The 19,415-nt window shown below is 42.9% G+C and carries 15 protein-coding genes, 1 tRNA gene and 1 rRNA gene; 6 read left to right on the top strand and 11 right to left on the bottom strand.

The genetic code is table 11. The features are described from left to right. Positions 1–51: 51 nt before the first annotated feature. The 4 genes from EPX21_RS11250 to EPX21_RS11240 all read right to left on the bottom strand — a co-directional run bounded on the left by EPX21_RS11250 (position 52) and on the right by EPX21_RS11240 (position 4,464). Positions 52–2,274, bottom strand: a complete 2,223-nt coding sequence (locus EPX21_RS11250; RefSeq protein ID WP_166670736.1) for a lantibiotic dehydratase family protein — start codon at positions 2,272–2,274, stop codon at positions 52–54. Beyond that, on the bottom strand, positions 2,267–2,671 hold the full coding sequence (locus EPX21_RS11245; RefSeq protein ID WP_134089792.1) for a response regulator: 405 nt from the start codon (positions 2,669–2,671) through the stop codon (positions 2,267–2,269). Before EPX21_RS11245 ends, EPX21_RS11250 begins: the two co-directional genes overlap by 8 nt. 33 nt (positions 2,672–2,704) lie before the next feature. Continuing rightward, positions 2,705–2,875, bottom strand: a complete 171-nt coding sequence (locus EPX21_RS22675; protein ID WP_166670735.1) for a hypothetical protein — start codon at positions 2,873–2,875, stop codon at positions 2,705–2,707. Between the two features lie 1,268 nt (positions 2,876–4,143). Then, positions 4,144–4,464: a LexA family transcriptional regulator gene (locus EPX21_RS11240; protein ID WP_134089791.1), complete on the bottom strand. Its 321-nt coding sequence runs from the start codon at positions 4,462–4,464 to the stop codon at positions 4,144–4,146. 472 nt (positions 4,465–4,936) lie between these two features. On the opposite strand from EPX21_RS11240, the gene EPX21_RS11230 reads away from it, so the two are divergent. Beyond that, positions 4,937–5,197, top strand: a complete 261-nt coding sequence (locus EPX21_RS11230) for a hypothetical protein (RefSeq protein ID WP_206106054.1) — start codon at positions 4,937–4,939, stop codon at positions 5,195–5,197. 418 nt (positions 5,198–5,615) lie between these two features. Here the strand turns inward: EPX21_RS11230 and EPX21_RS11225 are convergent. Beyond that, positions 5,616–5,689, bottom strand: a tRNA-Met gene (locus EPX21_RS11225). 102 nt (positions 5,690–5,791) lie between these two features. Here EPX21_RS11225 and EPX21_RS11220 point away from each other — a divergent pair. The 3 genes from EPX21_RS11220 to EPX21_RS11210 all read left to right on the top strand — a co-directional run bounded on the left by EPX21_RS11220 (position 5,792) and on the right by EPX21_RS11210 (position 9,089). Further along, the gene (locus EPX21_RS11220) at positions 5,792–6,169 is read left to right on the top strand and encodes an START-like domain-containing protein (protein WP_134089789.1); all 378 of its coding nucleotides are present in this window, start codon (positions 5,792–5,794) and stop codon (positions 6,167–6,169) included. A 153-nt stretch (positions 6,170–6,322) separates the two neighbouring features. Continuing rightward, the gene (locus EPX21_RS11215; protein WP_134089788.1) at positions 6,323–7,798 is read left to right on the top strand and encodes an LptF/LptG family permease; all 1,476 of its coding nucleotides are present in this window, start codon (positions 6,323–6,325) and stop codon (positions 7,796–7,798) included. A 76-nt stretch (positions 7,799–7,874) separates the two neighbouring features. Further along, a complete protein-coding gene (locus tag EPX21_RS11210) occupies positions 7,875–9,089 on the top strand; it encodes a bifunctional 3,4-dihydroxy-2-butanone-4-phosphate synthase/GTP cyclohydrolase II (protein ID WP_134089787.1) in 1,215 nt (404 codons plus the stop codon). Between the two features lie 90 nt (positions 9,090–9,179). Here the strand turns inward: EPX21_RS11210 and EPX21_RS11205 are convergent, their stop codons facing one another. Then, positions 9,180–13,457 carry a translocation/assembly module TamB domain-containing protein gene (locus EPX21_RS11205; protein ID WP_166670734.1) on the bottom strand — a complete coding sequence of 1,426 codons (4,278 nt, stop codon included), beginning with the start codon at positions 13,455–13,457 and terminating at the stop codon, positions 9,180–9,182. 109 nt (positions 13,458–13,566) lie between these two features. Here EPX21_RS11205 and tsaD point away from each other — a divergent pair, with 109 nt between their 5' ends. Together tsaD and EPX21_RS11195 are read left to right on the top strand one after the other, a co-directional pair. Then, positions 13,567–14,571 (top strand): tRNA (adenosine(37)-N6)-threonylcarbamoyltransferase complex transferase subunit TsaD, encoded by a 1,005-nt coding sequence (gene tsaD, locus EPX21_RS11200; RefSeq protein WP_134089785.1) that lies wholly within the window; start codon positions 13,567–13,569, stop codon positions 14,569–14,571. Between the two features lie 27 nt (positions 14,572–14,598). Then, the gene (locus EPX21_RS11195) at positions 14,599–14,802 is read left to right on the top strand and encodes a hypothetical protein (protein WP_134089784.1); all 204 of its coding nucleotides are present in this window, start codon (positions 14,599–14,601) and stop codon (positions 14,800–14,802) included. A 161-nt stretch (positions 14,803–14,963) separates the two neighbouring features. Here the strand turns inward: EPX21_RS11195 and recA are convergent, their stop codons facing one another. From recA to rrf, 5 genes are all read right to left on the bottom strand, one after another. Next, positions 14,964–15,980, bottom strand: coding sequence for a recombinase RecA (gene recA / locus EPX21_RS11190; protein WP_134089783.1), 1,017 nt, complete (start codon positions 15,978–15,980; stop codon positions 14,964–14,966). A gap of 71 nt (positions 15,981–16,051) precedes the next feature. Further along, positions 16,052–16,717, bottom strand: a complete 666-nt coding sequence (gene nth, locus EPX21_RS11185) for an endonuclease III (protein ID WP_134089782.1) — start codon at positions 16,715–16,717, stop codon at positions 16,052–16,054. Positions 16,718–16,890: 173 nt separating this feature from the next. Next, entirely contained in the window at positions 16,891–17,094 is a 204-nt protein-coding gene (locus EPX21_RS11180) for a hypothetical protein (RefSeq protein ID WP_134089781.1), read from the bottom strand. 80 nt (positions 17,095–17,174) lie between these two features. Then, entirely contained in the window at positions 17,175–18,791 is a 1,617-nt protein-coding gene (locus tag EPX21_RS11175) for a S8 family peptidase (RefSeq protein WP_134089780.1), read from the bottom strand. Positions 18,792–19,189: 398 nt separating this feature from the next. After that, a 5S ribosomal RNA gene (rrf, locus tag EPX21_RS11170) occupies positions 19,190–19,301 on the bottom strand. Positions 19,302–19,415 lie beyond the last annotated feature (114 nt).

Genomic DNA, 19,415 nt, shown 5'->3' with positions numbered 1-19,415 from the left:
TCTTTTTTCTTCTTTGCTCATACAGCAAAGCTAGAAACAACATAACACTATTCATAGACGTGGACCATAGGGTGGATACTTCACGACGCGTTCTACTTTTAGCGGAAGAACGACTTCGTTATGGTATTGCTCCCCCATCGTACCGCAAACCGGGCTTGTAAATTCATCCCAAAGGTTTTCATAGAGAACAATATCCTTTTTTTCCAGCTGTTTAAGAATAATCCCAGCTCCCAACGGATTGCGCAAATCTACAGGCAGCTCATTGTCGCCCTCTGCTATCAGCACTCGATCCGGAAGCTCATATTGTTCTTGTAGCAGCGATATCTTAGACCGCCAGTCGGACTTTCTTGAGAGCTTCGGCTGGTTTTTGACGATATTCCATCTTGCCCTTGAGAGGATAATATGTTTGTACTCGACACGGGGTAGGAACGGACGTTTGGCTAGTTTCCCCCAGTCGAAGGAAAGATCGAGGCTCCCATGTTGAAACTGAAGGTCACATAAAAACCTGTATGCAACCATACCATAGTGAAAGTTATGAGCACTGCTCAACCGGGGAATGATCTGCTTGTTCAGGCGTTCGGAACGAAGCACAATCTTCCCTCCCCTTATGGATACCCATAAATCATCCAGATTAATGGTAAATTCAGCGTCCGCGGCTGCTTGTCCGATTATCGGGATTTCATACTTAAAAAGTCCGGGCCTGGTGAGGATATTACCGACCCTGCTTTCCGGCAGATAGACGACTTCGGCAAAGATAATATCTTCGGCCTGCCCCTCCTCCCAGTGGACGCATTCCTGTAAGCCTTTCTCCAGCCCCTTATCCAGATGGCAAAACCTTGTCAAAAGGGGGACTGCCGAAACTCCCCCAGCCGCCAGTAAATTAAGTCGGAACGCCGTACTATCACCCCCGCTTTCTCGGGAATACATGAGATTCCCCAATGCATAACATCCGACGGGAATGCTCCTTTCAGGATCGTTATTCCGCAGGGTCATGGCCTCGATATCGTTGTCGTCCAACGTGATCGGCGGCATAACCGATATGCTATCCTGCCCATATCGTTCCATGATTGACTCGATATGCGCATATAGATTGTCATCCAGATTAGACTTTTTCCGACGGGTGCCCAATCCCTGTAGCAATGGGCTATTTTGTGCGCCGGACCAACCAGCCCCGTAACCTATCCCCATATCCGGGTCAAGAACTTCTATCAGTGGCACTTCCATATCGCCGTATCTTTCCGAAAACTTGCGACGGAAGGCTTTTAAATCAATCGGTGTCTTAACCTTGTTGATGCCCACAAGTTCACCAAGCTCTTCCGTCAGTGCATCAACTGTCTTCCTATCGATTCTGTTTGAAGACATCTCAACCAACATATCGGCCTGTAATAAGCTCTTAGCTTTTCCGCCTGCTAAGCCATTGAATTTATTCCAGTCTTTGAACGAAGTCGCAACCGCGTTTCCTTTGTTAATGGTTTGTAAACGCTTGTCCAGATCCAACAATGCCGGAACGGGTAGGCTTCCAGCACCTAAACTTTTCACACGGGTTAAGATCTGGGTCGCTCCCGCGCCTGTCACCGTAGGTTCCAATTCGGATATCATTAGCCTGATTTCGATCAATTGATCGAGATACCTTTTAGCCAGTTCTTCTGCAACTCCACGGCCACTTAAAAAGCTGACCAGTTCGCAATATGACTTTCCTTCCCTCGCATAAAATAAGACGCCTTTTAAAAGCGGGTTCTTAACAATCTTAGACCAATGATAAAAACGTTTGTTATTCTTTTCTTTAAATTCTATGTATGTAAAATGGTCTGCTGACTCATGAACCGTGGTGTTCGTAAAATAAACAAGCCCGCTCCGGCTTATCGGGTTTTCCACGGCAAGCTTTGAGAGCTGCGCGACGAATCCCATATCCAACCGATAAGACGATGAATATCTCCCTGAAACGATCATCGCCGTGGATAATCCGGACACCTTTCCAAAGGATACTCCCGAAAACTTACCGTAAGGTGTTGCCCGTCCGGCCATTCTGCTTATATATTTATAGAGCGTCGTGAGAAGTTTGCCTCTACCGCATCCCGACGCAAGCTGCTCCTTGAGGGATTCAAAGAAATCTTCGCTGGAAAGGTAAATAGCTTCTAAAAGCTCAGGATTGCGCAGTAATTCCGCCATATACTCCCACGCTTCTTTTTCGTCCTTACATTCGTTGAGGCGGTCAATAACTTGGGATGGTAGCCTCGGTATACGTAAAAGGTAGAAATCGAAAGCTTTAATCATCGACCGCATCTTTTTCCAGTTTTCGCCTGTTCAGTACCCTATCGACGCATCTGTCAAAACTTTCAAATGAAAACGGCTTCCGCAGTTCGAAAAGCTCACCGTTGGGCAAAGGCCCTCGATATTCACTCAGCGGAATTCCTGAGACTACGACAATAGCCGACGACGAAGGGAGCATCCCCCAATGAAATCCCAAAGACTCTCCCGGCGGAATCACCAAGTCGAGGAAAATAATACAGGGGGCATGCATTTCCAGAAAAATCCTTACATCAGCAACTTCAATTGCTACGCCAAGCAACACCAGATCGTCCCTGCGGCCGATATAATCTTCCATCATTTCGATCGCCAGGGCTTCGTCTTCGACGACTAGGCAAGTAAATTTTTCTGGTTCCTTTGTCATTGGTCATTCTTATTGCCGTAATACCTGTACGATTTAGATTCCCCCGGCTACAAACGAAGTGGTAATTGTTATGCCACTTACGGTGTCCCCATCCTCATCCAAGAACCCGCCGCCGTTAGCAACTGCATGATGGTCCGCACTTCCGGTCACTACCCTGTCAACCTTTAAAAACTGTTCAATTTGTTCTGCTGTAAACTTTTCCATAATCATATTGTTAACTTGTGTGTTCGATTGTTTTTGCTAATGTGAACAAATCGGGATACGCCTGAAAATTTTTTCGTCCAAATGAATTCTGACCCACATAAACAGCAGTTTTACTCCTATTTTACGTCTTGAAAGATATTTATTACACTGATTTTTAAATAGTTACACTAAAGCCAAGAAGTCGGGGTCGACTTGCCGTTTATCAAGGTCAAAGACCCTTTCATCGGAAAGAGCTTGACAGGTTCCAAATTTTAAATTAAACTTAAAGGACTTCTGGAAATGGAAGTCATCTAACGAATAATGACCATGCTGCACGTGCAAATTACCGGCGTGATGATCAGGGTAGGCCCCTGCAAAACGGGACTTTAAACACATTGTATCAGAACAAAAAAATATGAAGGATGAAAAATATTGGAACTGAAATACGATATATGACTTAGACAAGTTTACCGTGCTTAGGCTTCAAGCGTAAATGGACACTGGCTTTTTACCGGTATAGTCTTAGGAAAGGAGAGCAATTACGTTAAGTTCCGCTATCCGGTATGTTAGATCGCCGGTAACCATTCCCGTTAAACAGCCTAATCCACCGTGACTACCGGAGCCCTATAGACATACAGGTATGGCTTTCACGTCGAAAAAGATAGGATTAAAAAGTATCACCAGAAAAATACCGGGTATGCACAACAGATTCATCACATGATTACGTATATGCAAGCATCACCTTGACAGCGATTTTAGCGCAACGGAAATGGGTAAGTGACATGACCTACATCGCAACCCGGCAGGGATGGCTGTATCTCAATGGGTAGGTGTTAGGGCAAAACAACCCAACCTAAATACCGAAAAATGTCTCCATTTTTTTGTTGTAATTCCACATTAAATCATCCTTGATTTTCTATAAACATCCAAAGGTGATTGTAATAAATGCCATATTGATGTTATATATATCTTACAAGTACATACTTGTCTTATGGTACCCGTCTAGCTTCCCAATTGAACAGCTGGCGGGTCTTCTTTTATAATCACAAATTCCTGAAGACAATCAGTGTTTAGACAAACGTGCTGTTGAGATACATTAAGACTATCTTAAATTTCAAGAAAGTGTGTACGGGCACCGCATAAGGGGCATGTAACGGGCTGATCGTTCATGACATTTAGTTCATTGAAATTAGCTCCGTCACGGTAAAGGCAACTAAATTTAAACTGCATCAGATAAATAGGTTTTGGTTCATTGGCATATAGAAATTTGAGATCGACGATAGGACCTTTTATTTCTTCAATATCTTCCAATAACCACCCTTCATTCCTTCCCGTTGGATATACCCCTTATCTTTAAGAGCATCTAAAAGCTTCTGTACAGCCGATTCATTGATATGAAGTCGTTCTGCAATCTCTTTCCTTCCAATAGTGTTGCGATTTTTAAGCAGCGAAAAGACCTCTTCTTGCCTATTTGTTAATGGCTCTGTTTGACCACCTTTCTGACCACCTTGAATCTCTTTTGCAGACAACCAAAATTCCACTTTTGTAAAATTAGTACCTTGTTCAAAAACTGGAGCGGCGCCGGTATAATGTTTCCAGCCTTCTTCCATTTTATCAAATCCGTGTCCGGCAGAGCAATCGCAATATTAGCAAAAAACGGCATCCAAGTGAGTGAAGAGGCTAATGTTATACTGGATTTTCTCTGTCTTGTCGCAAAGAACTATAACAAACCTAAAGAAGGTCAAGAAGCCGAATCCCTAAAGAGAAATCGAACTTTGAAAAAAGGCCATAACAACATCACGGAGTAGGTTTTTCAGACAATACTACAAAACAGGCTAAAAATCTTGGCCACAAATATCGAACTATAAATGACCCGACACTAACAGTTTGGGTCACAGATTTTTATTGGCATAAAAAAAGGAGAAAACCAATATATGGTGTCTCATTAAGTAGGGCGAGGCGCAGAAAGTCGAACCTGTTAGAAGATTATGAGGCGATATTAAGCCTTAAAGATCAGATCAATGTGGACATATCCAATATATATGTTCATTTTTAAGGAAATAATGAACATATATATTGGATATGTCCATTTTCTTTTATTACAATGCCAATCCTGCTACCAAGGAAGTACTACGGTATCGCGAAGCACTTTGGGAAGGATACAGACGGATTAAAGAAAAAGACGGGATCAATCTGGAAAGTATAATTGCCATTTTCCGACAAATCAAAAATACATCCGGAGGAATACGACCCGCTCATACACTAACGGTAATTCAGCGTGGGCAAAGTGAGTTCAGGTCGGGAGAAATTATCTATACACTTCCAAGAGCTCGGGGCTCGTAATGCTCCATTCCCTATCTATAGGGTTTGGATTAAAGCTCCGATATCCATATTGCTTATTAAAACTTCCAGCTTTATAATCTTTTATTGTCATAGCTGACATCAAATTTACTAAAAATAACTTTAGTCAACGAAAATTGATTTGTTTTGACTATAGCTCCCTATAGTCAAAGATTATGTTTAATTTCTATAGAGCTACAACAAACCAGAAGAGGATCAAGAGGCCGAATTCCTAAGGAGAAATCGAACTTTGGGAAAAAGGTCATAACAACATCAAGGAGTAGGTTTTTCAGACAATACTGCACAACAGGCTAAAATCTTGGCCAATATCGAACTATAAATGACCCGACACTAACAGTTTGGGTCACAGATTTTTATTGGCATAAAAAAGGAGACAATCGGTGAATCGTGTCTCCTTAAGTAGCGGGGAGCAGGATCGAACTGCCGACCTCAGGGTTATGAATCCTGCGCTCTAACCATCTGAGCTACCCCGCCTTTTACCCTTTCTCGTTTGGGTTTGCAAATATAGTTTATTTTCCTTTTCTTTAGAAAAAAAGTTAAAAAAGTATTTTAGAACACGATTTACCCTAAACCATTATGGCAGAAAAAAGGAAAATGCAGTTAGAGTACGAAATAAGATCTTCTCCTAAAATATTGTACTCATTTATAAGTGAGCCAAATGGATTAGCACAATGGTTTGCCGACGACGTTGTCTATCGGGATAACAAATATCATTTTGTATGGGACGATGAAACCCACCCTGCCAAATTAATGTCCGCCCGAGAGAACAAAAGTGTAAAATTCGCATGGTTAGACGACACGCCTTATTACCTCGAATTGGAAATTTTGCAAGACGAGCTGACAAACGATGTGGCGCTCGCCATTACCGATTTCGCCGCCGAAGGGAACGAAGCGGAAAGAAAACTAATTTGGAACAATCAGATTAAATATCTTTTGAGTGTACTCGGCGCTTAATTTTCGTACCTTTGTATAACACTATTTTGCAGTCTGAAAATAAGGGCAAGTATAGATGGAGAATGGATTATTAATTGATTACCTGATCGTCGGGCATCCTATTAAGAAACCCGGTTGCAACAGGTTGATTAAGTCAGCAAATTGTTTTATTCAATGAAGAAAGTTCACGTACTGGTATTAAAGGCCTTTTTTAAACCTTTCATCGTCACATTTTTCATTGTCATGTTTGTGTTGTTGATGTTATTCCTATTTAAATACATCGACGACCTGATCGGAAAAGGATTCGAGTGGTATGTGATATTGGAATTGTTATGGTATGCCTCCGCCGCTCAGATTTCGATGGCTATGCCTTTAGCCATGCTCCTGTCGTCCATCATGACTTTCGGTAACCTCGGCGAAAGCTATGAACTGGTCGCCATAAAGGCTGCCGGTATCTCTTTACGTAAGGCCATGATGCCACTTATTATCCTGGTAGGACTGATCAGCGTTGGCTCCTTCTTCTTTAGCGACTACATCCTTCCCATCACCAATTTAAAGATGGGTTCGCTGTTATACGATGTGAGAAATAAGAAAGCCGACTTCCTTATTAAAGACGGGATATTCAACAACAGCATCCCGGGCTATTCCATCCGGGCGCAGAATAAGAGCAAAGACGGTACCGTCTTATACAACTTGATTATCTACCAACACGGCAACATATCCACAGGTACAAATGTGCTGTTAGCCAAAGAAGGGGTCATGTACAATTCGCGCGACAATAATTATATGATCCTGAAGCTGAAAGACGGTGTTCGTTATGAAGAAAGTACTGCTGGCGATCGATCTTATAATCCAAGACAGCAGTTTACCCGATACTATTTCGAGCAGACAGAGCAAAAGTTCGACATGTCGACCTTCCAGATGAAACGGACGGACGAAGATCTTTTCAAAAGTCACTCCATGATGCTTAACCTAAAGCAACTCAGGTATTACACGGATTCCACCACCAAGATGCTGGACAGCATCCGAGGGACCATTTTCAGGGAAATCAAGTCCAACTATAAAATATTTAACAGCTACCAAGCAGCCCAAAATAAACCTGTGGAAGCGGGCGGACCATTGAAAACCTATAATAAATCGTTCGAAGAAATTATCCCGGACGATAAACGGATTGTTGCCGTTAATAATTCCCTTACCGATATCCGATATATCAAGGAAGTGCTGGAAATGAAGTCGAAGTCGGATAAGGACTTTGACCTTTCTATTGTACGATATATCCTGGAATACCATAAAAAATTCACTTTAGCCGTGTCTTGCTTACTGCTTTTCTCTATCGGAGCGCCACTGGGTGCAATTATTAGAAAAGGCGGCTTAGGCCTTCCGGTCGTAATGGCTATTATTTTCTTTTTGATTTACCATATTATTTCGACCGTTGCCGAAAAGTCAGCCAAAGAAGGAAACATAGATCCGATATTAGGAACCTGGACCGCTATTATCGTATTGACTCCGCTCGGAATATTCTTAACTTATAAGGCGGCAACCGATTCCTCGATCTTTGATGTTGAAAGTTACAAAACAGCTGTTAGCAAATTTTTTGGGCGTATGCTCGACTTAATCAGAAAAAGATTCGGAAAGAAACAGCTTTCCTGAAATACATGACGCTACAATTATGGAGGTCTGCTTAAACACGTTTATCTTTGCACTACGTTAATATTACAATACACGAATGGATTTTCATCTAAACACGATCGAGGAAGCGATCGAAGATATTAAAGCGGGTAAGGTTATCATTGTTGTGGATGATGAGGACCGCGAAAACGAAGGGGACTTTATAGCAGCGGCAAGCAAAGCAACGCCGGAAGTCGTTAACTTCATGATTACTCATGGAAGAGGCTTGGTTTGCGCGCCTTTAACAGAACAGCGCTGCCGAGAACTTGAACTCGACCCCATGGTGGGCCAAAATACAGCGGTATACGAAACAAATTTTACCGTGTCGGTAGACCTTCAAGGTTACGGATGCACAACGGGTATCTCGGCGTCCGATCGCTCTAAAACCATTCAAGCTTTAATTAATCCGGCTATTAAGCCCGAGGAGTTAGGTCGGCCCGGACATATCTTTCCCCTTATAGCAAAAGACGGCGGCGTGTTAAGAAGAACGGGACATACCGAAGCGGCTGTTGACCTCGCGCGCCTAGCGGGCCTGGAACCCGCGGGCGTCTTAGTTGAAATCCTCAAGGAAGACGGAGAGATGGCTCGACTTCCCGACTTAATCGAAGTTGCCAAGAAGTTTAATTTAAAGATCATATCGATCGAAGATTTAATAGAATACCGCTTAAACAAAGACTCCCTGATCAACAAAGAAGTAGCCGTCAAACTTCCCACTGAATGGGGCGACTTTGATTTGGTTGCCTATAAACAAAAAAATACGGGCGAACAGCATTTAGCCTTGGTGAAAGGTTCCTGGGAGCCTGACGAACCTATTCTCGTTAGGGTTCATAGCTCTTGTCTTACCGGCGATATCTTCGGTTCATGCCGCTGCGATTGTGGCCCACAATTACACCGGGCCATGGAAATGATCGAACAAGAGGGTAAGGGCGTCATTGTATATATGAACCAAGAGGGTCGTGGAATCGGTCTTATAAACAAACTGCATGCCTATAACCTACAGGAAAATGGACTAGACACAGTAGATGCGAATATTAAACTAGGCTTTAGCCCAGATTTACGGGACTACGGAATCGGCGCTCAAATATTACGCAACCTAGGCGTGACCAAGATGCGCCTCATGTCAAATAATCCGACGAAACGCGCCGGCCTAGTGGGCTACGGCCTTGAGGTGGTCGAAAATGTTCCTTTAGAAATACAGTCCAATAAGCATAACGAACTCTATCTCCGCACTAAAAGAGACCGGATGGGGCATACAATCATGAAAAACACTTAAATTAAATAGATTCACTCGGAAAACTAGCACACAGCAATAGGCTAGGTTCTAGTTTTCCGTTCTCATCATCCCTTACTTCCAACTGCATCCCTAATTTCCTTCTTCCTCCTCTTTCTTCTTCCTATTCAACATAAACATTTGTCGGAAGAATTCACCCAAAGTGTCAAACTCTTGTCGATACACCAGTCCAAATGCACTGACGTATTCGTCGGTGGGATTTAAAAAATTTCGGTTATTTAACCGATTGGAAGCTCTAAAAAGCAGGTTGCCATTTTTTCTGATCAAATAGAGCGCTTCCACATCACTCGCTACCTGGTTACCAAATAAGTTGAAGTCGTTTAGCTGCGTGCGACGATCCGTAACGCCGCCGGTTAAAATCAGTCGGTTATTCAAAAGCCGAATCGAAGCGCTTGCCTCGTTGAGCGAACGAATATTAAAATCGACAAAATTCAGGTTTAGCGACTGGGAAATGATATTATTTAATTGATTAAAAGCCAATTCCGTTCCCGCACTCAGAAAGGTGCTGTTAAGTTCGGTGGTGAGGTCTGTTCCGGTTCCAGGAGCAAAACTCCTCCGAACGATCAAACTTAAGGCCTGCTGATTCACATTGTTTGCATCGCTCAAATAGCTCTGCAGTTCATCTTTAACATAGGAATCTACTGGAAAGTCAATAGCAAAACTGATTTCCGGCCGAAGGAGGTTTCCAGCAAGAATCATTTCTGCCTGTGCAACAACACGCTGATCGGTCGCTTGCCTTCCCGCTGCAATATAAAGTGGCCGAACACTGGTTCTGACTTCGTACATAGCTGTCAAATTGATAAGCGCCTCGGCAGGATTTCCCGTCCAACGAATGGTTCCCCCTCGATTGATCTCAAAAATTTTATTGATAAAATCTTGAGCAGTAAAAGTAAATTTCCCTTGCAAAATCACATAATCACCAAACATTTCAAAATCACCCAAGCTGGTGATATTCATCGTGATATTGCCGTTTCCTACGCCAGATAACTTGCCTAGGTCTGTAATGATATTGGCCTGTGCATTCCGACTAATATCTAAATCAATGTGAAGCGTCAAGCCGTCAAAATAGGAACTTCGCGTCTCACTGAAGCTTGAATCTCTCGAAACAAAGGTGATAAAATCGTTTTCACTTACCGTACCCGAAGCATTCAACGGAATATTAAAGGTCGTTCCCTCTTCTGTAGCAGCTTTGATATCAATATCCATATTACTGGTAGGCCCTTTGAAAACGAAGTCACCGCTGCCGATACCGATACCGTAATAAAGCGGATTGTCTTTTGCCGTGGTGTTAAGTACCATAAAGTTTTGGGCATGAACCCTTACATCGATTAACGGATCTAGCGGATTGCTCATATCAACTATTCCGTTCGCTATAGCGGTATGATCGCTTTTATCGTTGATATGCAGGTCGTTCAATTCAATGGTACTGTTGCTCACTCCCACCCGATCATTAATGGTATAACGCGTCTTTAAATAATTGACCGTGAAACTTGCATTTTGAAAGTCACAATCCCCACTGATAACCGGATTCCAAGGCGTGCCTTTAATATGGATCTGTGCGGACACGGTACCTTCCAGATCGGACACTAATTTCCGCAAAAATGGCTCGAAGAGAACAATCTCACTATCTTCCAGATTAGCTGTTAAATCGAGGCTATTTTCGGTCGCTTGGGCATCGTAAGCACCGGCAATACGCAAAGTTTTTGTTCCTTGCCGGTTAATTTCCATGTTCATTCCAACCAAATCACTTACCGGATCCATTTTAGCGGTGAGTGTCATGTCACCGATTTCCCTCCCGTTATAATAAATGTCAGACGAGCTGATATCCGCGGATACATAGGGGTTTTTCAATAATGAAAACAGTTGGAAATTGCCGTCCAGTTTACCTTCTAACTCGATACCAAGTGGATGCGTGATTCCGGCAAGTGTTACCAAATTAAAGTTTTCAAAGGATACGTTCAAAAGATCTTCGTCGCTTTTGGAAATAAGTCCGTCAACTTTTACGTGCTGTTCCCCATTGGCAAGCTCAAAGCCTTTCACTTGCACATGCCCTTCATGGAAATCAAAATTGACCTTATCTTCCAGCTTCCAGTCCTCACGGTTAATGACAACATTTGACGGCATTAAACTTAACGTTGCAGCCTCATTCTCGTTAAATGCAACTAAGCCATTCAAGTCGAGCTGATTCTTCGCGTCCACATCCGATAACTTCACGTTAAACAACAAGCTGTCGTTACTTAAAATATTCGCTATATTAATGTTCTTTACATAAAGACTGTCGGTCACATTCAACTGGTCGGCTGTAACGGTTAAGTTCAGCGACTCGTTCATCGCTACGCCGTCTAAAATCACATCCCTCACATTGACTTTACCCACTTTCATTTGAGGGATATAAGCATTTAAACTCGCGATGCTGTCAACCGATGAAAATCTTCCATTTATAATGAGCGTGTCAGGTATCGTGATATCCGGTGCAAAAAACAACAACACGGGTTCCGATCTTTTCAGCTTGAGCCCAAAATCAAACACTTGTGTACCCGGCCTAAGGTCGACATCCCAGGAGGGGAGGTACCGCTTAGCAACCGATTTGAAATACGAAGGAAAAGAAGTCAATTCTATTTCCCCGTTCATGGTCGCGTCTAATACATCAGAACGTATGGTAATTCTCCTGTTTGCGTGTGTCCCCTCTGCCAGTAAGACAAGCGAATCAATAGACATAGAAGAAGAAGGCCCTCGAAGTACTACGCGCTCTAAACTGGCATTTCCTATTATATTGTTCAGATCACTTCCCCGAAGCCTGCCATGAATTTGGCCTTCGAACCGTAGGGAGTCTTTCAGCACCCCCATTTCCAATAGGTCTGCCCGCTCGATAACCGAGCTAAAGTTATAGGAGCTTTCCGCCTCATGGAAATCGATCGCACCCTCAGCGTTCAATTTTAAGTTACGATCATTGACGCGCAAACTACCACGCAGAACACGTTCACTTACATTTCCGGTTAAATCAATATTGCGATAATGCTTGCCGGCGTAAGTGATCGATTTAATATGTCCCTTTAAGGCCGCCCCCAGTTCATCCATTGCAAAACCAGCGCCCTCCACTTCAGCTTCTAAAGCAACCATTCCAAGCTGTTTATTGTCGAGCAAGTCACCTAGGTTGAAATTATCGGTTCTCAAAATCCCTTCATATGTATTTTGCTCTTTTAATTTTATTGCCGCATCGACATCCACCTGGCCTAACGATGTCTTCATAATCCCGGCAAGCTCAAAATCATCATAAAATCCGGTGGCTTTACCTACATAATTCACATGTCCGAAGGCGGATAAGAGTTCAGGCAGCTTAAAATCTCGCTGCCCGCTGAAACCGGCTATGGTTGGTTCCAAATCGGTCTTAATCGTCGCAAACTGCTCTAAAGTTAAATCGAAAGTAGTTTTTTCGATTACCGGCAGTCCGACAACCGAAATATCCCCTCGAAGATAAGTAGCTTTTCCGGTCTTCAGTAAGACATTTTCCCCCTTAAAGCGCGCCACCGTTCCGGACAGGCTTCCACTCACGCCAACACTGAACATCACCTGATTCACGTCTGGCGCAAAAAAGGCAATATCTCGCGAATCAATGCGGGCATCCGCTAAGGTAGCAGAAACCTCCACCTTTTGGATAAAATCGGAGAAGTCGGCTATATCCGCATACCTAAACTGAAGATGCTTACCCAAGGTGCTTCTATTTGTTTGCACAAAAAGGTTTTGAAAGTCCATGGAAGTGCTGTCCATTGCAAAAGAAGCGTCTAATCTTTTCAACTCAAAGCCACTCTTTTCCTTGAACCTTAACTGCTCAACAGCTGCTTTAAATAAAAAATCCTTGGTATCGATCGCCGAAAAGTCCCCATACAGACCATAAACATCCAAGTCATTAAAATCGAGTCCCTCCTGCTGCGGGTCGGCTAATTCGTTTCTATAGCTAAAATGAATATTATTGAGCGTTAAACCATGGAGGTTAACGAGTAACGAACTTTCTTTCCTTTCCTTTTTCGGCTGAGCAAAATAGTCTATTATAAACGCAAGGTTTGTAACCGAGTCTTTGTTCTTTTTTAAGTAAAGCCGACTATTTGATAAGCTTAAATTCTTAATCGTAATCTCTTTGTTTCGTATTCTTTCCAGGTCGAATCCCGCAACGAGTTCCTGCGCGAACAATAAGGTGTCGTGCGACAAATCTTCGATATAAATATTCTTGAGCGATAGGGAAGAGAAGGGCTTCAGGTACACTTCATCGATTTCGATTTTTGTGTGGAGCTGACTTGATAAGTAAGAAGCCGCACGCTGCGCGACATAGGTTTGCACTGCTCTAAATTGCAAAGCGAACAGCATGATTACCAGCAGAAAAAACACACTGGTAAAAATATATAGTACTATTTTTGCTGCCTTTTTAATAAATTTGCATTTAAATCATTAAACAATCTGCGCTTTGGCAATCATTCTCGGCATCGAATCCTCCTGCGACGAAACTTCTGCTTCTATTTGTATAGACGGAGAAATACAGTCAAATATTATTGCAAATCAAACTGTGCATGAAAAATTTGGTGGCGTTGTCCCGGAATTAGCTTCGAGAGCTCACCAACAAAACATAATACCAACTGTCAGCGAAGCGATACGCGTGGCAAAAATACAGAAAAATGATATAGAAGCCATAGCTTTTACAAGAGGTCCCGGTTTATTAGGGTCACTCTTGGTCGGTACTTCTTTTGCTAAAGCCTTCGCTCTTGCTCGTAATATACCACTCATAGAAGTGAATCATATGCAAGGGCATATATTAGCGCATTTTATCGAAGACCCTAAGCCAAAGTTTCCGTTTTTGTGTTTAACCGTTTCGGGAGGACACACTCAGATCGTCCTCGTCAAAGATTATTTTGAAATGGAGCTGGTTGGGCAAACGATCGATGACGCAGCGGGCGAGGCTTTTGATAAAACGGCAAAGATTTTAGGTCTTCCATATCCGGGCGGACCGCTGATAGATAAGCTTGCAAAAGACGGCACTCCGCGTTTCGATTTCCCGGAGCCTCAAATAAAGGATTTTGACTTTAGCTTCAGCGGCTTAAAAACATCCATTTTATATTTTGTCCAAAAAAACACAACGCTTAACCCTAATTTCTTAAAGGAAAACATGAACGATATTTGTGCTTCCGTACAAGATCGTATCATTAGCATTCTGTTAAAGAAGCTGAAATTGGCAGCACATCAACTTCAAATAACAGACGTAGCCATAGCGGGTGGTGTGTCGGCCAATTCCGGCCTTCGGCATGCATTAACCGCCCTAGCCGAAAAAGAACATTGGAAAGTCTTCATCCCAAAATTCGAATATTGCACAGACAATGCGGCAATGATTGCGGTAGCTGGATACTATAAATTTCTTAATCAAGAATTTGTTTCACAGGAAATCACCCCACTCGCTCGCTGGAGCGTAAACTATTAGGTTATTTCTCTATAATATTAAATCACAATGGGAGCTCCAAGTTTATTTTTTTTCGGAATTTTTGCTATTCCGCTTATCGCCTTCTTAATATGGCTTATGCGTAAAGACAAAAAGAAAGGAATCTTTGGTATAATTATCTTAGTAATACTTGTCATCTTCGCTATTGCAGCTTCTTTGAAGGCAAGTAAGAGTGAATTGGATAGACAAAAGTATGAGGAATTAGATAACTAAACTAGCTGGTTAGCGGACATTCGATCATTGATTCCATAAAAAAGGGGTGTCTCCTATGTTCATTTCGACCGGACCCCAAGGCTTCGGGAGAAGTGGAGAAATCTGCTATTTGTACTAATTGACGTTTGAGGGGGGAGTCCCCCCTCAAAAAACTTATAAAGTTAATTAGCGTTATGTTCCTCTAGCTTTTCAGGCGATATCATTTCTTTAATCTTCAATTCGAGTTCCTCCATTAGATCCGGGTTATCCAGCAACAAATTTTTCACAGCATCGCGCCCTTGGCCTAACTTCGTATCACCATAACTGAACCAGGATCCAGATTTCTTTATCACATTAAAATCAACCCCTAAATCGATAATCTCTCCCACTTTGGAAATACCTTCTCCGAACATAATATCAAATTCGGCCACTCTAAAAGGAGGAGCCACTTTGTTCTTGACGATTTTCACCTTTACTCTGTTTCCAGCAACTTCATCGGCATCTTTAATTTGCGATGTTCTACGGATATCCAGACGAACGGACGCATAAAACTTCAATGCATTACCACCTGTAGTCGTTTCCGGATTTCCAAACATTACACCGATCTTCTCGCGTAACTGGTTGATAAAGACACAGCAGCAGTTTGTTTTAGAAATGGTTCCGGTCAACTTACGAAGTGCTTGAGACATGAGTCGAGCTTGCAAACCCATCTTTGAATCGCCCATTTCTCCCTCGATCTCCCCTTTGGGTACCAACGCCGCCACCGAGTCAATAACAATTACGTCAATGGCACCCGAGCGGATCAGGTTATCAGCAATTTCCAAGGCCTGCTCGCCGTTATCTGGCTGAGATATTAATAGATTCTCAATATCGACGCCCAATTTACGGGCATAATATTTATCAAACGCATGCTCGGCGTCGATAATAGCAGCAATACCGCCTTTCTTTTGGGCTTCTGCAATAATATGCGTGGCTAAAGTTGTCTTTCCGGATGACTCTGGCCCGTATATTTCAATAACTCTTCCTTTAGGCACTCCACCGATTCCCAAGGCTATGTCTAGACCCAAGGAACCTGTTGAAATCGAATCAATCGGCTCTACAGCCGAATCACCCAATTTCATGATAGTACCTTTACCGTATGATTTCTCTAATTTATCCAGCGTCAGCTGTAAAGCTTTTAGTTTATCTTGATTACTCATCTCCAAAATTTTAATCAAATATATGCATATTATTTCTAGAATGCTAAATAAGTTAGTATTTATCCGCTATTTTATTCACTTATCCGTTTTTCGCCCTTCAGATATACTTTCTCATAGTATTTACAAAGATAGGTAATCGGACACTCCTCGCATTTCGGTCGCCGCGCCACGCATATATAGCGTCCATGCAAAATCAACCAGTGGTGAGCGACAGCAAGCGTGTTTTTGGGTAAATATTGAACCAGTTGTTTTTCAACCGCCAATGGGGTTTTAGCATTATTGGTCAGGCCGATGCGATTCGCAACACGAAAAACATGAGTATCTACAGCAATCGCCGGCGCATCATATACCACTGAGGCGATTACATTTGCTGTTTTTCTGCCAACGCCGGGCAGCTTTTGCAGGTCATTAATATCGGAAGGAATAACCCCATCAAACTTTTCCAGCAACATTTTCGCCATTCCTACCAAATGCTTCGCCTTATTATTGGGATAACTTACGCTGCGAATATACGTAAAGACTTCTTCAACCGAAGAAGCGGCCAATGTTTCGGGATCCGGAAAACGTTCAAATAACTTAGGCGTTATTTGATTAATCCGCTTGTCTGTACATTGTGCAGATAAAATCACGGCCACCAATAGCTCGAAGGCGTTGCTATAATGAAGTTCGGTTTTGGCGTCAGGATTATGTGATGAAAAATAGGCGACAAATTCTCTGAAGCGATCTTTCTTAAGCATAAAACAAACCTATAACAAAATCCCCATTTAACCAATCTGTTTCAGTAATTTCTACCTGAAAGGTTTACTCAAGGTATGATCGCATAACAGGTCATCCCACTAATTAGCGTTGCGCTTAAAAGGCCACAGCACACACCCTTGTAGGCAGTTGCCGCTCTCCAAAAGCATTGAAATTAACGAATTAAAGACCTATTTTGTGCCGAAAATTTCAAAATAGCGTCGATGCTCTCCTGAGATGGTTCTAGTAAAAGGTTATTCAGTGGTTGTTGAAGCGTCGCATAAAACACCTCGTCCTCTGCATTCAATGACTCTTCGCTATACGATGTCGTGTCATTTGCAAGGTCTTCTAACATTCTGGATGTAAAAGTTTCTACCATAAATTATGTTTTCAAGTTTTAAAGATATAATTATTAACGTACGATTTGTGCACATATTGTGTAGTCGTTTCCTATAACTACTATTTTTTTGCGAGCTCCTCAGCAAGTTTCAGTGCATTGTAAGCGTTAACAATACCGCCCGTTACACTGACATCGGAAAGCAATACCTTCTTTTTACTTTTACCTTGCATAATTTTCACACGATGGGATGGTTTCACCACCGAATCAAGTATAATTTTCTTTACTTGTGAAGCTGTAAACTGCGGATAATAAGACCTTATAAGCGCCGCCAAACCACTTACTACCGGTGCAGCCATACTCGTGCCCTGCTCCTCCTTATAGGCCGATTCCGGCACCGTTGAATTAATATCTACGCCAGGAGCAAACACATCAACCGTGCGTTTACCATAATTTGAAAACTCCGCCAGCAAACGCTCGTCGTATTGCCAACCGGTAGCACCCACCTCAATCCAGTTCGCGGCGGCTCCCTTATTGAAACCAAGACTGTCAACATAGTTCCGATTAGGGTAATTTGCTTGCTCATCGTTGTCTTGCCCTTCGTTTCCGGCTGCATGTACAATCAATACATCCCGTTCCATTGCGTATCGCACCGCACTGTCTACAATCTGCTTGTCTTTAACGTAGGCCTTGCCAAAGCTCATATTAATGATCTTCGCTCCCTTGTCAACAGCGTAAAAGATCGCATTGGCTACGTCTTTATCGCGTTCATCTCCGTCGGGCACCACGCGGAGCACCATAATGAATGCCTCATCGGCTACCCCTTTAATACCCACCTTATTATCCCTGTTTGCGGCAATGATGCCTGCTACATGCGTTCCATGTAGGGCGTCCGGCCCTTTTACGTCGTTGTTGCCATAACCGCGCTCCCCGCTATCCTCGTAATTATCGCCCACAATAGCTCGCGGATCATAATCCATATTCAAGTGATAATTCACCTGCGCTTCGTAATGCTGAACACCGTCACCCAGATCTGCATAAAACTTCTCAAAACTTCCCACTTCCCGAATTCCTTTCTCGATCATTGATAAGGTCTTCCGCGCAATCTTAGTTTTCGGTTTATAAGCATTGAAATCATCCATATCCGGATGCTCTTCCCCTATATCGGCCACGATTGTATCTACCTGCTGTTTAAAAGCCTTTATCGCTCTCTCCGTTAGCTGCGCCCTATGTAGCCTGCCCATATAATCCGTTGTCATTTTCTGATAGGCTAAAAACTTACGCCGCTCTTCTTCGCTTAACGGCGTAGTAGGCAACACGGAAACATACTCGGGATGTAGCTCGCGCACTAATCTAACGACCTCAAGATTATCGTACTGCACGTTATCGCCATTGCTGTTTCCGATAAAATTCCAGCCATGCAGATCATCTGTATATCCGTTAGCGTCGTCATCCTGACCGTTACCGCCGACTTCCTCCTGATTTAGCCAAATCTTACCTTTTAAATCTTCGTGTTCAACTTCGACACCGCCATCGATTACCGCTACTGTAACCGGCACAGGCTCCTTTCCATTTAGGAGCTCTTGATAAGCCCTCTCCGTGCTTATACCGGGCACACCGTCAATCTGCAGGTCTAAATTCTGCCAGTTCTCTTTCGGCTTTTTGAGCTGCGAATAGGTGTTGAATGAAAAAAATAAAATGGATAGGAATAAGAAAAAGCGCAGGCTATGGGTATTCATGGATGATAATTAATCTATGCAATAAAAATAATATTATTTATTCAGACCACCACCTATTGACATAAAAATCTTATTACAAAGGAGAATTAGTAGGAAGTAGGCAATGGGGCTATAGGCGGTAGGCTCTATGCTTTAGGCATTAGGCTATAGCCGACAACAGTTGGGACGCCCGGCAGGCTTTTAATTATTGATATCCTATCTGGTTTTTCAAGGCATCAATGAACCCTTCGGGGTTTTGACTTTTGACTTTTGACTTTTGAATTAATATAACANATCCTATCTGGTTTTTCAAGGCATCAATGAACCCTTCGGGGTTTTGACTTTTGACTTTTGACTTTTGAATTAATATAACAAAAAAAAGGCCGCCGTGCATCTGCACAGCGGCCTTATCAAATAAAGATCGGCACCGACCTACTCTCCCACATGTTACTGCAGTACCATCGGCTCTGGCGGGCTTAACTTCTCTGTTCGGGATGGGAAGAGGTGGACACCGCCGATATAGGCACCTGAATACCTTTTTATGGCCATAAGCTCCGATGGATTAAGCGGTACGGTCAGCCGGCCCTGCGGCCTTGACCCTGATACCCTTAACCCCGGGCCTCCATAAAGACATATATATAGGAA

The organism is Olivibacter sp. XZL3 (assembly GCF_004368405.1).
Classification (GTDB): Bacteria; Bacteroidota; Bacteroidia; order Sphingobacteriales; family Sphingobacteriaceae; genus Olivibacter.
The sequence above is the reverse complement of the archived record's forward strand: the minus strand, read 5'-3'. Positions and strand labels throughout refer to the sequence as shown.

Bases quoted from the DNA above. Each gene is read 5' to 3' on its own strand.
- EPX21_RS11250 (WP_166670736.1), bottom strand. From the start codon at position 2,274: ATGATTAAAGCTTTCGATTTCTACCTTTTACGTATACCGAGGCTACCA.
- EPX21_RS11245 (WP_134089792.1), bottom strand. From the start codon at position 2,671: ATGACAAAGGAACCAGAAAAATTTACTTGCCTAGTCGTCGAAGACGAA.
- EPX21_RS22675 (WP_166670735.1), bottom strand. From the start codon at position 2,875: ATGGAAAAGTTTACAGCAGAACAAATTGAACAGTTTTTAAAGGTTGAC.
- EPX21_RS11240 (WP_134089791.1), bottom strand. From the start codon at position 4,464: ATGGAAGAAGGCTGGAAACATTATACCGGCGCCGCTCCAGTTTTTGAA.
- EPX21_RS11230 (WP_206106054.1), top strand. From the start codon at position 4,937: ATGTCCATTTTCTTTTATTACAATGCCAATCCTGCTACCAAGGAAGTA.
- EPX21_RS11220 (WP_134089789.1), top strand. From the start codon at position 5,792: ATGGCAGAAAAAAGGAAAATGCAGTTAGAGTACGAAATAAGATCTTCT.
- EPX21_RS11215 (WP_134089788.1), top strand. From the start codon at position 6,323: ATGAAGAAAGTTCACGTACTGGTATTAAAGGCCTTTTTTAAACCTTTC.
- EPX21_RS11210 (WP_134089787.1), top strand. From the start codon at position 7,875: ATGGATTTTCATCTAAACACGATCGAGGAAGCGATCGAAGATATTAAA.
- EPX21_RS11195 (WP_134089784.1), top strand. From the start codon at position 14,599: ATGGGAGCTCCAAGTTTATTTTTTTTCGGAATTTTTGCTATTCCGCTT.
- recA (WP_134089783.1), bottom strand. From the start codon at position 15,980: ATGAGTAATCAAGATAAACTAAAAGCTTTACAGCTGACGCTGGATAAA.
- nth (WP_134089782.1), bottom strand. From the start codon at position 16,717: ATGCTTAAGAAAGATCGCTTCAGAGAATTTGTCGCCTATTTTTCATCA.
- EPX21_RS11180 (WP_134089781.1), bottom strand. From the start codon at position 17,094: ATGGTAGAAACTTTTACATCCAGAATGTTAGAAGACCTTGCAAATGAC.
- EPX21_RS11175 (WP_134089780.1), bottom strand. From the start codon at position 18,791: ATGAATACCCATAGCCTGCGCTTTTTCTTATTCCTATCCATTTTATTT.